General features: G+C 42.3%; 12 protein-coding genes. 11 read left to right on the top strand and 1 reads right to left on the bottom strand.

The features are described from left to right. From D0T18_RS04020 to D0T18_RS03975, 9 genes are all read left to right on the top strand, one after another. Window positions 1-1,501: ERAP1-like C-terminal domain-containing protein (locus D0T18_RS04020; protein WP_205411948.1), on the top strand; the 1,501-nt coding region annotated here is incomplete at its 5' end. Between the two features lie 341 nt (window positions 1,502-1,842). Further along, a complete protein-coding gene (gene glmM / locus D0T18_RS04015; protein ID WP_116440520.1) occupies window positions 1,843-3,255 on the top strand; it encodes a phosphoglucosamine mutase in 1,413 nt (470 codons plus the stop codon). 177 nt (window positions 3,256-3,432) lie between these two features. Further along, complete coding sequence (locus tag D0T18_RS04010) at window positions 3,433-4,086, top strand: peptide deformylase (protein ID WP_004127356.1); 654 nt, start codon at window positions 3,433-3,435, stop codon at window positions 4,084-4,086. Window positions 4,087-4,216: 130 nt separating this feature from the next. Further along, a complete protein-coding gene (locus tag D0T18_RS04005; RefSeq protein ID WP_116440519.1) occupies window positions 4,217-5,194 on the top strand; it encodes a DUF6574 domain-containing protein in 978 nt (325 codons plus the stop codon). 183 nt (window positions 5,195-5,377) lie between these two features. Beyond that, on the top strand, window positions 5,378-6,082 hold the full coding sequence (locus tag D0T18_RS06950; protein WP_240318281.1) for a zinc ribbon domain-containing protein: 705 nt from the start codon (window positions 5,378-5,380) through the stop codon (window positions 6,080-6,082). A gap of 112 nt (window positions 6,083-6,194) precedes the next feature. Further along, complete coding sequence (locus D0T18_RS03990; RefSeq protein WP_102703226.1) at window positions 6,195-6,485, top strand: hypothetical protein; 291 nt, start codon at window positions 6,195-6,197, stop codon at window positions 6,483-6,485. 209 nt (window positions 6,486-6,694) lie between these two features. Then, on the top strand, window positions 6,695-8,065 hold the full coding sequence (locus tag D0T18_RS03985) for an ABC transporter permease (protein ID WP_116440518.1): 1,371 nt from the start codon (window positions 6,695-6,697) through the stop codon (window positions 8,063-8,065). A gap of 74 nt (window positions 8,066-8,139) precedes the next feature. Further along, window positions 8,140-9,459, top strand: a complete 1,320-nt coding sequence (locus D0T18_RS03980) for an ABC transporter permease (RefSeq protein ID WP_004109382.1) — start codon at window positions 8,140-8,142, stop codon at window positions 9,457-9,459. 120 nt (window positions 9,460-9,579) lie between these two features. After that, the gene (locus D0T18_RS03975) at window positions 9,580-10,221 is read left to right on the top strand and encodes an ABC transporter ATP-binding protein (RefSeq protein WP_116440517.1); all 642 of its coding nucleotides are present in this window, start codon (window positions 9,580-9,582) and stop codon (window positions 10,219-10,221) included. Between the two features lie 81 nt (window positions 10,222-10,302). On the opposite strand, the gene glnA is transcribed toward D0T18_RS03975, so the two are convergent. Beyond that, the gene (gene glnA, locus D0T18_RS03970; RefSeq protein WP_004109385.1) at window positions 10,303-11,739 is read right to left on the bottom strand and encodes a type I glutamate--ammonia ligase; all 1,437 of its coding nucleotides are present in this window, start codon (window positions 11,737-11,739) and stop codon (window positions 10,303-10,305) included. Window positions 11,740-12,010: 271 nt separating this feature from the next. Between glnA and D0T18_RS03965 the strand changes: the two genes are divergently transcribed. Next, window positions 12,011-13,591, top strand: a complete 1,581-nt coding sequence (locus D0T18_RS03965; protein WP_116431565.1) for an AI-2E family transporter — start codon at window positions 12,011-12,013, stop codon at window positions 13,589-13,591. Further along, window positions 13,588-14,814 (top strand): glycosyltransferase family 2 protein, encoded by a 1,227-nt coding sequence (locus D0T18_RS03960; RefSeq protein WP_116432018.1) that lies wholly within the window; start codon window positions 13,588-13,590, stop codon window positions 14,812-14,814. The genes D0T18_RS03965 and D0T18_RS03960 overlap by 4 nt, the downstream gene beginning before the upstream one ends. Window positions 14,815-15,229: the final 415 nt, after the last annotated feature.

Below are 15,229 nucleotides of genomic sequence, written 5' to 3'. Positions count from 1 at the left end.
ACTTAATCAAGATCAGCTTCCAACAACGCACCCAATCGTGGCTCCAATCAACGATTTGAATGACACTTCCGTCAACTTCGACGGCATCACTTATGCAAAGGGTGCTTCTGTATTGAAGCAACTCGTATCGTATGTTGGTCGCGAAAAGTTCTTTGAAGGAATCCACAACTATTTGAGCAAGCATGCATACAGCAACGCAACTTTGGCTGATTTGTTGCACGAGTTAGAGCTTACAAGCGGACGCGATTTGAAGGCTTGGAGTGCTCAATGGCTTGAAAAGGCTGGAATTAATACGATTTCTACTGAAGTCGAAGAAGCAGGTGACGGCACTATTGCTTCCTTGCGTTTGCATCAGAGCGCGCCAGCTGAGCATCCTGTTCTTCGCGCGCACCGTTTGGCTGTTGGATTCTACAATGTAGACGAAGCAACTGGTGAAATTAAGCGCACAAAGCGAATCGAACTTGACGTTGACGGCGAAGTGACGGAAGTTGTTGAGGTGCGCGGCGAGAAAATGCCTGCGCTTATTCTTGTAAACGACGACGATTTAACTTATACGAAGCTACGTTTTGACGCAAAGTCGCTTGAATTTGCTGCCGAAAACTTGTATCGTTTCAAGGATTCTTTGACTCGCTCGCTTATTTGGCTCGCATTGTGGGATATGACTCGCGACGCAGAATTCCCAGCAGAACGCTTTGTGGAACTCAGCCTTAAAGCTTTGGCAACTGAGCGAGAATCAACTACTTTCCGCTATGCTCTTGGTCAAGTGAAAGTAACTGCAAGCCACTACGTTGTTCCAGAGCGTCAAGCAGAAGTTGCAAAACATGTTGCTCACGAATTGTGGCAGTTGGCTTTGGCAGCTTCGGCTGGTTCCGATGAACAATTCCAGCTCGTTAAGGCTTATCTTGGATACGGCGAAGTTGGAGATGCCGAGTTCTTGCGCGTAGCTAACGGATTACTTGACGGTTCCGTGAATCTGGAAGGCTTGGAAATCGACAACGACTTGCGCTGGAGCATTCTTATTGCACTCGCAGGCGTGAATGCTTTGGACGAAGCTGGAATTGACGCGGAACTTCAAAAGCGCGACACGACTGAGAATCGCGAATACGCTTACCAGGCTCGTGCAGCTCGCTCAACTGCAGAAGCTAAGGATTGGGCTTTTGAACAGGCTTTGCGTAATCTCGATTTGACGAATATGCAAATGGGCGCTGTGGTTGCTGGCTTTGCAAGCACTGCTAAAGGCGATTTGGTTAAGCCTTACGTTGATCGCTACTTTGCTGAAGTTGAGTGGATTTGGAAGAACCGCACCTTCCACATGGCTGAAGCTTTGATCGAAGGCTTGTATCCTGTGTATGCGCCGGTTGAGGAGCTGGTTAAGCACGGTGAAAAGTGGCTTGAGGCTCATGCTGATGCAGATCAGGCTTTGCGTCGCATGGTGCTCGGCAGCCTTGATTCTTCTCGCCGCACGCTTAAGGTACAGCATTACAACGCTTCCTTGTGCTAGTGCCTTAATTAATGTGGCGCGAGTTTTGCGCGACGACCTGCTTTCGCGCAGCATTGTGCGCGCGAAAGCAACTCGGAGCGTGAGCTTGCTCAGGTGGAAAGTCCAGTGGACTTTCCACGCAAGCTCAGCAGCGAGAGCGTTAACCGCGCGAGCGTTGGCCAATTTGTGGAACATTTTCCGGAGTTTTTCCGGCTTTTGTACCACAACCATGTGCGGAGAAATTTTTTATAGCGCGTTATGTAATGTTACGAGTAAGATGGCAAACAGTGTGTGACGCGCTAGTATGCGATGTTGTTTGCTTGCGCGCAGGATGAAGTGATTTTTGCGAAAGAGGCTTTATTATGCCAAGAATGTTTGGTACTGACGGTGTGCGTGGATTGGCGAACCGAGATTTAACAGCGCAACTTGCGTTAGATTTGGGTGATGCTGCAGTGCGCGTTTTAGGGGATAAGCACGCGCCGGTTGCATCTAGCTCTAATGAAAGCGAGCCTTCCTCTCACGCTCGCCGTCGCGCGCTTATTGGCAGAGATACGCGTGTTTCTGGTGATTTTCTAGCTTCTGCTCTCGCTGCTGGCATGAGTGCTGGCGGTTTTGATGTTATTGATGCTGGAATTATCCCAACTCCTGGCGTTGCTTTCCTCACTTCCGTGCTTAACGTTGAAATGGGTGCTGTTATTTCTGCGTCGCATAATCCTATGCCAGATAACGGTATTAAATTCTTTGCGCGCGGAGGTTTTAAGCTTCCAGATAGCAAGGAAGATGAGATTGAGACTGTGCTTGGTCAAGATTGGGAGCGTCCAACTGGTGCTGGTGTAGGTCGAGTCAGCCATGATACTACTACAGCTACTAACTTGTATATTGATCATTTAGTTTCTGCTGTTGCGCCTTTAAGCAATGGTTCTACTACGCGTCCAAAGCCTCTTGCAGGCTTGCGTGTTGTAGCAGATTGCGCGAATGGTGCTACTTCTGTTGTTGCTCCTGAAGCTCTTCGTCGCGCTGGTGCGGAAGTAATCGTAATTAACGCTTCTCCTGACGGCTACAATATTAACGATCACGCAGGCTCGACTCATCCTGAGCAGCTGCAAGCCATGGTTAAAGCTTCTAAGGCTGATTTAGGCGTGGCTTTTGACGGTGACGCCGACCGCTGCTTAGCTGTTGACGAGAACGGCAATATGGTTAATGGCGATCAAATTATGGGTATTCTTGCTCGCGCAAAGCAGGCTGAAGGTAAGCTGAATCACGATACGCTCGTTGTAACTGTAATGAGCAATCTTGGCTTAAAGCTTGCGCTCAAAGATATGGGCATTTCAACAGTGCAAACAAACGTCGGCGATCGCTACGTTTTGGAAGAAATGCTTAAGCACGATTATTCACTCGGCGGCGAGCAGTCTGGTCACGTTATTAATCGCGAATTTGCAACAACCGGTGACGGTACGCTTACTGCTTTGACTTTGTGCCGTGAAGTTGTTCGTTCAGGCAAGAAACTTTCGCAAATGGCTGCAGACTTCCCGCAGCTTCCGCAAGCTCTTGTAAATGTGCCAAATGTAGATAAAATGGCTTCGAAAACTAACGCAGCTGTGCTTGCAGCTGTTGAGAAAGAATCGAAGCTTCTTAGAGATACAGGTCGCGTGCTTTTGCGTCCTAGTGGCACAGAGCCGCTTGTGCGCGTTATGTGCGAGGCTGCAACTCAAACTCAGGCAGATGAGGTTTGTGCTCGTCTTGCTCAAGTTGTGGTCGATAATCTGAAGCTATAAGCTTACTTATTTTTTGCGCCTGCTATTTGCTTACATTTCAGTCGGCTCTAGCAGTGCGCAAATAATTTTGATACACTTATATCTTTAGTGCGGCTTTCAAATTCTGCTCGCAGCATGTAGATTTTGTATGTTTTCGCGTTACTGTGCGCGTTACTTAAAACGGTGAAAAGGAGTCCTATGTTTACGCATCACGCAAGTGTTGATACTAAGCTCAGTCGCGCTGTTGAGCGCTTGCTTGATTCCGCTACAGAAGACGGCATTTTGCCGATTGTGCAAGCAGGTGAGCCTGTTCTTCGCCAGCGCACTGTGGCATATGACGGCCAGCTTACACGTGCTACTCTCACAAAACTTATTTCTCTTATGCACAGCACAATGCTGGAGGCTCCAGGCGTAGGTTTGGCTGCTCCACAGATTGGTCTTGGTCTTGCTATTGCTGTTATTGAAGATCATGTTCGTGATGATGAGGACGATCCTCGTGACATTGCAGAGCTTCCGTTTAGAGCGATTATTAACCCGCATTATGAGCCTATTGGTACGCAAACTCGCAGTTTTTACGAAGGCTGCTTAAGTGTTTCCGGCTACCAGGCTGTTCGTCAGCGTTGGCTTGACGTTCAGGCAACTTGGCAAGATGAGGACGGCAAACAACATTCCGAGCGTTTGCACGGTTGGCCTGCGCGTATTTTCCAGCACGAAACTGATCATCTTCGCGGCGAACTTTATATTGATCGTGCGGAAATGCGTTCGCTTTCTACCGACGAAAATCTTGAAGATTATTGGGCAGATGAAGCAGTTCCAGTAGCTGCAGCTCGCACTCTCGGTTTTGCAATATGATTTTAAAGTTTTAAAAATTATTGCAGTGTCGTTTTGTGCATTTCAATAGTAGTTATAGAATACTCATGTGTGTTTTTGTAATTTACTGCTTAAACGCGTGTATTTACTACATTGAATAAAGGAGAGAAAAATGAAGGTTTGTTCTCAATGTGGTACAGCAAACAACGATTCCGCAAAGTTCTGTAAGGGTTGCGGTAATAATGTTGAAGCCGCTCAACCAGTAGCTCAACCAGTAGCTCAGCCTGTACAACCTGTGTCTCAGGCTCAGCCAATGGCTCAACCAATGCAGCCAATGCAACCTGTGTCCCAGCAGCCAGCTCAGCTAATGTTTGTTCAGCAGAATCCGCAAATGACTCACCCAACTCAGCCAGCTCAACCGATGATGCAGCAGGCTCCAGCAATGCAAGGTGCTCCTCACTATACTCAGCCAACGAATCAGATTAATTCTGAACAGATGGTGGACTTCTTCCATTGGCTTATTAGTGCAATTAAGAAGCCTTCTCAGCAGTACCATGTATCTAGCTTGTACGCTGTGCTTGTGTTTGTAATTAGCGCTCTTGTATCTGCAATCCAAACTTATTTCACGGTTCAATCTGGTGTCAACATTTTCAACTCTTTTACTGATGCTGGTGCTAACTTCCTTTCGTCAATGTCGGAGCGTTCTATTTCTGCTCCACGAGTTTCCGTGCCTATTTCTGTATTCATTGCCGCTTTCTTCGCAGCAATGATTAGCGTTTACATGACATTCGTTGTGGCTTTGATTGGTGCAAAGATGTTTGGTGACCCAATGTCTGCCAGCCAGTTGCATGTTCAGTTCGCTCAGAAGATGGTTCCGATTGTAACAATTCAGATTTGCGCAGCATTGCTTGGCATTCTTACTCTTTCGACTCCGTCTGTGTTCTTGCAAATCTTTGCAGGATTCTTGACAATGCTTCTTCCATTCTCCTTCGTATCTCACGCTGAATGCACGCGTAAGATAGATCGCGAATGGTTGTGGGTTATTTACGTGTTGGTGGCTGCGATAATTCTTATTATCGTATTCTTCGTCACCATGGGAATCGTAACAAGTGCTATTTCTTCCGCAATATACGGAGCTTTATTGCACTAAAAGAATTTTGCTAATCTAATTAAATAATTCTATAAAAGCTTTTTAATAGAGTGTTTTTCGTAAAATTTGCGTCAGTTTAGCAAAATAACTTAAAAATAAAAATAACTTGGAAAAATTTTATTTCAAAAGTGCTTAGCGTATGAATAATATGCTAAGCACTTTTGTGAAATATTAGGAGTTAATATGAATTGCACTCAATGTGGAAGCCCTATAGATAGTGGCTCAACGTGGTGCTCAAATTGTGGCGCAAAAGTAGAGGATAATGCACAGCAGCCAATGGCGCAGTTTAATCAGTATGAATCTCAAGCGCAGCAGTTTGCTGTAAATACGTATCAGACGCAAACTAATAACACCGTTTTGCCAAATAACGTAAATAACGTAAATAACGTAAATAACGCGAATTTTTCAAATAACTCTGATATAGCTTCAGTAAAGATGAGCAAAAAGAATAAAATCATCCTTATCATAATTGGAGTTTTAGTGGTAGCTCTTGGTACTGCATATTATGCAATTCAGAACTATGTTTATTCTCCAGAAGCTACAATTAAACAATACGTGAACGCTCTGGAAAGCGGAAACTTTACAGAAGCAAGCAAACTTGTTGACTGGTCTCCTAACGATATTCAAGAAGGTTCTCGCATCCTTTTGACTAATGAAGTTGGCAGCAAAGCTAAAAATCATATTGAAAATCCAGTAATTACCAACATTAGCTTTGATTCCAGTGTAGTCTCCTACAGAATTAATGGGAAAGAGAATAAAATGTCGCTTCAAGTCTCTTATCCTAAAACTGAGTGGCTTATATTTAAGTCATATAAGCTGTATCCTCGTGTAAACATTATGTATTTAGATATTCCAAACAGGATTAAAAAATCAAAGTTAACGTGCTAGCAAGAAGCTAGAGAAGAAAATTACCAGTGCTGTTAAAAAGCAAATTAAGCAGTGCATTAGTGCATCAAATGGATCAGCAGTCCCTGCAAAGATTTGTGTTTTTGGCACCTCCTTGCGTAAGAAGAACTTAGGATTCTTTACATCCTACGACTATTCATATTCAGATGTTAAGAGAAGTGTTAACGGATATCCTAAACTTACATCCATTGATCCAGAAAGTGGAAGTTTCTCTACAGAAGGATTTGAAGAAACTGTAGAGTTCCGTCGTAAGGCTAGTAACGAAGACGAATGGCATGATGGTAATTCTGTAAGCAGATTCTATATCAACGAATCATTTAAAATCAAAGGCAACGACGTAAATATTAAGTTTGAGAACAATACATATCAAGAACAAGATTATTAAGGATAAGTATTAAATAAAACTCGTTGCCGCTTTGGACACTCGTGCAGCACTCCGACCTGCCTGAATGCTGTGTTAGTAACAAAAAGCCGACCCCGCAAAATCGTAGGGTCGGCTTTTCGTATGTCGATTATAAGTGCGTATATGCTATACTGGCATATCGTATGTTCGCATACTATATAAAGTTATTTTTCAATGAAGAAAGGTAGTCGATGACGTTTATCTCTCGTGCAATACGCTACATTCTGAGGAAACGAATAAAAACAGCGATAGTTTTCATTATTGTATTTCTTATTTCGACATTGTTATTTTCTACTTCTGCAGTTTCAAGTGCTGCAGGTAGAGAAGGAGAAAAAGTTGAAGCGCAAGCAGAGTCTAGTTTTGTGCTCGCAAATAACCCTCAAATAAACCCTGGAACTCCTAGAGGAGCTGGAACTGTAAAACCTAAAGATGTACAGGCAATTGCAAAATTAAATGGAATTGCTTCCTACGTTGTTCGACAAAATGTAACAGCGGATTTAGTTAATGCTAAAGCGGCAAGAATTCCAGGCGTTCAGGATTATGATCAAAAGCGCGAGCAGCAGTTTGGAAATGCCGTTAATATTGAAGGGACGAATGACTCTACTGGTTTAAATACTTTTAAAACAAAAGCAATAACTATGTCTAAAGGCAAGCATCTTATTGCTAATAACGTTCATGCATCACTGATTCATGAAGATCTCGCTAAAGCTAACGGATTACATGTAGGAGATACTCTTACGCTTCGCGCTAATCCTTACGATGCTGACAATATTCAACAATCAACAGCAACAGTAAAAACTCGTATTGTTGGAATTTATGCCGGAGCAAATAAGCGTCAAGTCGCAACTAGGGCGGAATTGACAGCTAATACCGTGTATACGGATTTGCAAACTACTCGCGAATTATACAAATATGAGCCTGGAAAAGAAATATATCAGGATGCAAGTTTTAGAATAAAGCGCGGTGAGGATGCGGATAATATTATTGCGCAGGCTGCTAAATTGCCTATTGATTTGCAAAACTATCAACTAACTCGTGACGATCAGTTCGTTGCTGGTTTGTTGAAAGCAGCAAAGGGAGTGCGCTCAATAATGACTGTTACAACAATTGCTGTTGTATCATTCGCTATTATTGCTTTGGCATTAGTGCTTTTGCTGTGGATGAATGAGCGACGTAATGAAATTGGCGTGTTCGTTGCAATTGGCACTGGCAAATTATCTATAGTTGGTCAATATCTTGCTGAGATTGTGCTTATTTCAATACCTTCGTTGATTGTGGGTTACCTTTTTGCAAAAGTTATAGCTCCGTTGATGGCTAATGTTGCTCTTGGCTCTGTGCAATCATCAGCGGCCCGTGAATTGAGTAATATGGGTCAAGCTGGTGGAAATCTTGAATCAACTTTGGCAACAAAAACTTTGGAAACACTTAGCGTACAAGTAGACGCTCAGTGTTTTGTCGGAGTTTCTACAATTGTTGGTGCAGTAATCGTTATTGCAGTTGTGTTGTCTTATTTGCCAATTATATGCAAATCTCCTCGTGAGCTCCTCGGATTGCAAAAGTAAAACTATGCTGTTTGGCGGCATAGTTTTCATAATTCGTCGTATGAAAGTTATTTGAAAAGTTAGTGAGTAACATTATGAATGGTGAAGTAATTTCTTTATGTGCTCGAGCGAAACTTGCAATATTGCGCAAACCTCGACGTAACGCAATAATTGTGCTGATTATGACTCTTGTTTTAAGTGCGCTAGTTTCACAAGCTGGTATCAGTGCTTCTGTTGAAGGTGCTAGGGATCGTATTCAATCCAGTATTGGTTTAGGTTTTACTGTACGAGCAAAAACTCGAGGTGAAACTCTTCCAGAGCAAAGTAATACAAATTCTAATTCTGTTGCTACGTCTAATTCTCCAATTCCACAAGATTTGGGCGCGAATGAAGGAATTGACTCTAGTCAAATTCGTAAATTTGCTGCGATTTCGGGCGTAAAAACTGTAGTGGAAGAGCGCGATGTTTTAGCTGTGCCTGTTGGAAAGCAACTTGTGCTTCCTGCGCAGGGTCCAAGACTAGACGATGATGTTTTGGCTCATGCTGCTGGAATTACTGGCACAACAGATTCTCGATTGTCTCAGGGTTTTCAAGAGGGATTATACCGTTTAGAGCAGGGTGAGCATATTACTAATCGTTCTTCTGGTAGAGCAATAGTGCATCGTGATTTTGCTAAGAAGAATAATCTTAATATTGGTTCTACTATAATTCTTAAGCAGGGGTTTAATGTAAAAGTTCGTGTTGTTGGCATTTTTGCCGGCAAATTGCAAACTAAAGGAGCACTTCCTTCGGATACTTCAGAAAATCGCATATTTACTGACTTAAGTTCGGCGTTGTCTTTGGCTGGCTCTTCTAAGCGAGGTGTTTTGCGCTGTGTTGTCGAGCGTTCTGATTTATTAGCTAGTGCAATACGGGAGACTAAAAGTATTGCTGGCAAGTGGGCGGATGTAGAGCAGAATGCTTCGCAATTGTCTGATGTAATAAGCTCGGTTAACTCTGTGCAACAACTTGTGCGAATGATTTTTGTGGCACTAAGTTTTGTTGGTATTTTAGTGCTTGGACTTGTATTAGTGTTCTGGGTTAGAGGACGTATGCACGAGATTGGCGTACTTATGTCTATTGGATTATCTAGAGCAATAATAGTTAGTCAATTGCTTGTTGAAATAACGATACTCAACATTGTGTCATTCGTCATTTCGCTAGGCTTCGGTGCTGCTTTTTCTGGCGTTATTGGGTCTGCGATTTTGCATAGTGCTGATTCGTCATTTATTGCGGATGGTATGCCAGTATTGCCATTGTTGCAAACTCTTGCTGCTTTTGTTATTGGTTTGCTTATTTCAATAGTCGCATTACTTGTTGCAGTGCTGCCAATATTAATAAAGAAGCCTCGGCAAATACTAAGTGCTATGAGTTAGCAGAAATATAGTTGCGTATGTGAATTTTCTACTAAAAACACAATCACAAACAGCGCAATCGTATAAATGAAACAAATCTTATAAATCATATTTAAATTATGTAAAAATAAGGAGCTTATTATGTCGGATTTATTGCAATTAAAAAATGTGAAGTACACTTACGGACCTGCAAATATTGCGGTACTAAATGACGTGAATGCAGATTTCGAAATTGGCAAAATGTACAGTATCATGGGAGCTTCTGGAGCAGGAAAGTCTACTATGCTCTCGCTTTTAGCTGGATTAGATACTCCGTATAGTGGCGAAGTGCTTTTTAACGGTGAAAATATTGCAAAAACGGGATATGTTGAGCATCGCAAAAAACATATTTCACTTGTTTTCCAGAATTTTAATCTTATTGACTATTTGACGCCATTAGAAAATTTGCGATTAGTAAATTCACATGCTGATGTTCAAGTGCTAATAGATCTTGGATTAACTGAAGAAGAAGCAAATCGTAACGTCACTAAACTTTCTGGGGGTCAACAGCAGCGTGTTGCAATTGGACGAGCTTTAGTATCTTCTGCGCCGGTAATTTTGGCTGATGAGCCTACTGGAAGTCTTGACCCTGCAACGACTAAAGAAGTTATTGCAATATTAAAAAATGCTGCTAGAGAGCATGGCAAATGTGTGATTGTTGTTAGTCATGATTCGAAGGTCGCCTCTCAAGCTGATGTAAAATACGTGCTGAAAAATAAACAGCTAACGCGACAATCTGCTTGAGCGCCAAAAAGCCGACCCCACGAAATCGTAGGGCCGGCTTTTTCGTTAGAGTAGCTTAGCTTATCTTAACTTAGCTGCAAATTAGATGTGGAAGTAAAGCTCATACTCGAGTGGAGTTGGAGCCAAGCGAGCCATATCCATTTCCTCATGCTTCAAATTCAGCCAAGTTTCAATCAAGTCGCTAGTAAATACGTCGCCTTGCATAAGGAAGTCGTGATCCTCTTCCAAAGATTGCAAAGCTTCACCAAGCGAAGAAGGAACTTGCTTAATGCCGTCATGCTCCTCTGGAGGAAGCTCGTACAAATCTTTATCAACAGGGGCAGGAGGCTCAATATGGTTAATAACACCATCCAAACCTGCCATAAGCTGAGCGGAGAATGCTAAGAATGGGTTGCATGAAGGATCCGGTGCACGGAACTCAATACGCTTAGCAGCAGGTTCTGTACCAGCAAGAGGGATACGAATAGCTGCAGAACGGTTACGAGCAGAGTAAACCAAGTTGACTGGAGCTTCGTATCCTGGAACCAAGCGATGGTAAGAGTTAAGCGAAGGATTCGTAAATGCAAGCACAGAAGAAGCGTGCTTAATCAAGCCGCCAATGTACCAACGTGCAATATCAGAAAGTTGAGCGTAGCCAGTTTCCGCATAGAACAATGGCTTGCCATCCTTCCAAAGCGACTGATGGCAGTGCATGCCAGTGCCGTTATCTCCAGCAATTGGCTTTGGCATAAATGTTGCAGCCTTACCAGCTAAAGCAGCAGTTTCATGAACCACATACTTGTATTTCATCAAATCATCGCCAGCATGAACAAGCGTATTGTAACGGTAGTTGATTTCCTGCTGACCTGCGCCGCCGACTTCGTGGTGAGAACGCTCAAGAATCAAACCAACTTTTTGCAAGTTGTAAACCATGTCATCGCGCAAATCCTGATTGTGATCTACTGGTGGCACAGGGAAGTAGCCGTGCTTTACTCGATTCTTAAAACCAATATTGTTGCTACCGTCATCTTCAGTGTCGATGCCAGAATTCCAAGGAGCTTCGTTAGAATCAACCTCATAGAAGGAGCGCTGCATGTCGTTAGCAAAACGCACCTTGTCAAAGATGAAGAACTCAGCTTCAGGGGCAAAGCTTGCAGTGTCAGCAATGCCAGTTGATTTCAAATAGGATTCTGCTTTAATAGCGACCTGACGAGGATCCCTAGAATATGGCTCATCTGTTACAGGGTCAACAATAGAGAAAGCAACATTCAGAGTCTTATGCTTACGGAATGGGTCAATATAAGCAGTGTCAACATCTGGAATAAGCTTCATATCTGATTCGTTAATAGCCTGGAAGCCTTGCATTGAAGAACCATCGAACGCCATTCCATCAGTGAAAGCGCTGTGTAAGAACTCGTCAGCAGGAACAGTAAAGTGCTGCTGAACGCCAATTAAATCAGTAAATCGTACGGATACGTACTCAATGCCTTCCTTTTCAATAAGGGCTGCGGCATCTTCTTTAGTTTGCAAAGTGGTCATGGTCACCATTCCTTTCTTAAAAAACCCAGTAATGAGTTTATGACTATGAATGCCATTTTGGATTTCAGCGACTCGAATATCTCGTTACGTTTGTGTTACATAATGTTACGTGTAGTTGCGTAGATGCGCATAATTGCAATCGTTTAGTAGGAAATAGTAGAAAATTGTAATAAATAGTAATAAATAGCGTAACTATTAAGTATTACAAAAATAGTTACCATTACATGCCGCTAATTCGCATTCATCAGTTCGCGCAGTTACAATAGTACCTATGAATTACCAAGAGCAAGAAATGCATGAATATAAGATGCATGAGCATATTAAGGAAAGTGAAAATAAGCTAGATTTAGCTTCACTTTTCCCAGCTAAAGGCGATGACAGAAGGCCGCCAGATTGGCTAGGTCGTGCACTTATTTACGTTGCAATTATTACTTTTGTGTCTATCTTCCTATGGTTCGCTTGGAATAGCATTTCATTCATTGTTTTCGATGTTGTGATTTCTATTTTTATTGCGCTCGCAATGGAACCGCTTGTTGTTCGGTTAATTAAGCATGGTTGGAGGCGAGGAGTTGCTTCTGGCTTTACGCTAACGGGCTTGCTTGTTGTAATTAGCTTGCTACTTGCTTTGTTTGGTAATTTATTTGCTCAGCAGGTTGTTTCAATGGTTATGGGCTTGCCTGATTTATACAATCAATTTGCAAATTTTGTGCTTCACTATACCGGTTTTAAAATGCCTAATATTGAGCAGCTTGGCATGGAAATTTTGAAGCATGTGCAAACATCTTGGGTTGTTGATTTTGCTGGCCAAGCACTTAACACAACATGGGGATTGATGACTGTTCTGCTTGATTTACTTACCATTATTATGGTTACGTATTACATTTCTGCAGCAGGTCCGGCTATGCGTCGTAGCATGTGCCGTTGGATGAATCCGCAATCTCAGCGTCGTTTCCTATTTATTTGGTCAGTTGTTCAAGAGCAGATTTCGAGCTTCTTATTTTCGCGAATTATTTTGGCAGCGATTAACGCAGTGGGTACCGCAATTTTCCTTATTGTGATGAATATACCGTATTGGCTTCCGCTATCCTTATTCTGCGGAATTGTTTCGCAGTTTGTGCCTACAATTGGTGGCTATTTGGGTGGAGCTTTGCCTATCTTGGTTGCATGGGGTTCCAATGGTTTTGGTGCGGCTGTTGCAACATTAATTTTTATTACGATTTATCAGCAAATTGAGAACATGGTTATTTCGCCGAAGATTTCCGAGAAGACTATGGATTTGAATCCTGCAGTAGCTTTTATTTCAGTTCTTGTAATGGGCGCTGTATTTGGTGCTCTTGGAGCATTTTTGGCTTTGCCTGTGACTGCAAGTTTGCAAGCAATTTTTAGAGTATGCACGAAGCAATATAGTTTAGTTTCTTCTCCGCTTATGAACGATCCTCACCCTGATCATACTTCTATTATTGTTCGTTGCGTTGAAGCGATTGGCCGTAAGTTCATGAATCCAATGAGTGAAAGTGTTCATCGTGTAATGAAAGGCACAAGCTCTCGCATTTCTCTGAACGAGGATATTCTATATTGGTATAAGCAAGCTTATGTGTCAGACTCTGACGATGCGAATGGTAGCAAAGTTTCTTCTAACGATTCTGATCAAACTGACGTATTGGCAACAATGCCAATTTCGCGCGAAATATTAGATGCCGTAAATAAAGATATTGCAAATCGTAAAGTAAATTCTGAAAATAAGGATTCTCCTAAAGCAAAATTGCAAGTAGGCGAGTCTAAAATAGTAAAAAATACAAAAAATAATAAAAGTAACGTAAAAAATAATCCACGGAGCGGATGGAAGCGATGATTCTTCTATCAATATTTGATGTACTAGTAATACTTATTGGCATAAGCGGTGTTGTGTATCAAGGTGTTTGTGCTGTTGCATCTTTATTCGCTAAGCCTATTGTTTTTCCTGAAGCACCAATGGATAAGCATTATGCTGTGCTTATTTCTGCGCGCAATGAGGAAGCTGTTATAGGTAATCTTATTCATTGCATTCAAACTCAAACATATAGACAAGATTTTATTGATATTTGGCTTGTTGCAGATAATTGCACTGATTCTACTGCACAAGTTGGTCGCAATTGTGGATGCAACGTAGTCGAACGTTTTGATAAAGAGCATATTGGTAAAGGTTATGCGCTCAGCTATCTTCTCGATCATATTATGAAAATTGGTGCAGATAAAGTTTATGACGCATACTTTGTTTTCGATGCAGACAATAAACTTGATCCGCATTATTTTGAGGAAATGAATAAAGGTTTCCACGCAGGATATCAAATTTTAACCAGCTATCGTAATTCCGTGAACCTTTCAGATAATTGGGTTTCTTCTGGCTCTGCACTTTGGTTTATTCGAGAATCGCGATTTACTAACAACTCTCGAATGCTATTCGGTTCGAGTTGCCATGCTGGTGGAACTGGATTCATGTTCTCGCGTGAGATTATGCACAGAAATAGCGGATGGAAATTCCATCTTCTTACTGAGGATCTTGAATTTACTATGGACGCTATTCTTCACGGAGACAAAGTTGGATATTGCGGTTCTGCAGTATTGTATGATGAACAACCTGTGTCGTTTAGGCAGAGCTGGAGGCAGCGTCTTCGTTGGAGCAAGGGATTCTTGCAGGTATTTCGTTACTATGGAGCAGCTCTTATTCGACATGGTATTCGCGAAAGAGATTTTTCGTCGGTTGATTTTACGCTTATGCTTTTCCCATTTATGGTTTTGGCTGTTGCAAGAATAATACTTGGGTTTATTTTTGCTGCATTTGGATTTGTAACATGGATGAGTCAAATCTATTCAATGATTAACTTCATTACAACTACTGTTACAAGTGTTTTAGGCATGATGATATTTGTGTCGCTCACTATTTTAGTTGAACACGATAAGCTTGGTGCAACGAATAAGGAGCTGTTTGCGTACGCTCTTAGCTTCCCGATTTTTATGCTTTCGTACGTGCCTATTGCGTTCCAAGCTATTTTCTCAAAGAGCGAGTGGAAGCCGATTCAGCACACTGGTCGCTGAGTGCTCTTGCTTATTGTGGTGCGAGTTTTGGGCTGGTGTTTGACTGGCGTGTTTCTGAAGTGGCTGTGAGTGGTGGGTGTTACTAGCGCGACGACATGCTTGAGCGTAGCATTGTACGCGCGAGAGCAATTCGGAGCGTGAGCTTGCTCAAGTTGAAAGCACGGTGTGCTTTCAACGCAAGCTCAGCCGAACGGCGATTAGCCGTAAGGACAGCGCTCCACTCTTATACCTTATTTGGACTTAGCGGTTGCGTAGTTAAGTTTAGTTTTTTTACTTACTTTCTTTTAAAAATAGTATTCGTCAACAAGATTATTACTATCGTTCCGCTTTTATATTGCTCGACCAAGCAACAACCACCCCTCACTCGTAAATTCACCCACAGTTGTTTTTAGTGTGGTAGGGGTGTTTGGTGTGG

It is taken from the genome of Gardnerella swidsinskii (genome assembly GCF_003397705.1).
Lineage (GTDB): Bacteria > Actinomycetota > Actinomycetes > Actinomycetales > Bifidobacteriaceae > Bifidobacterium > Bifidobacterium swidsinskii.
The sequence above is the reverse complement of the archived record's forward strand: the minus strand, read 5'-3'. Positions and strand labels throughout refer to the sequence as shown.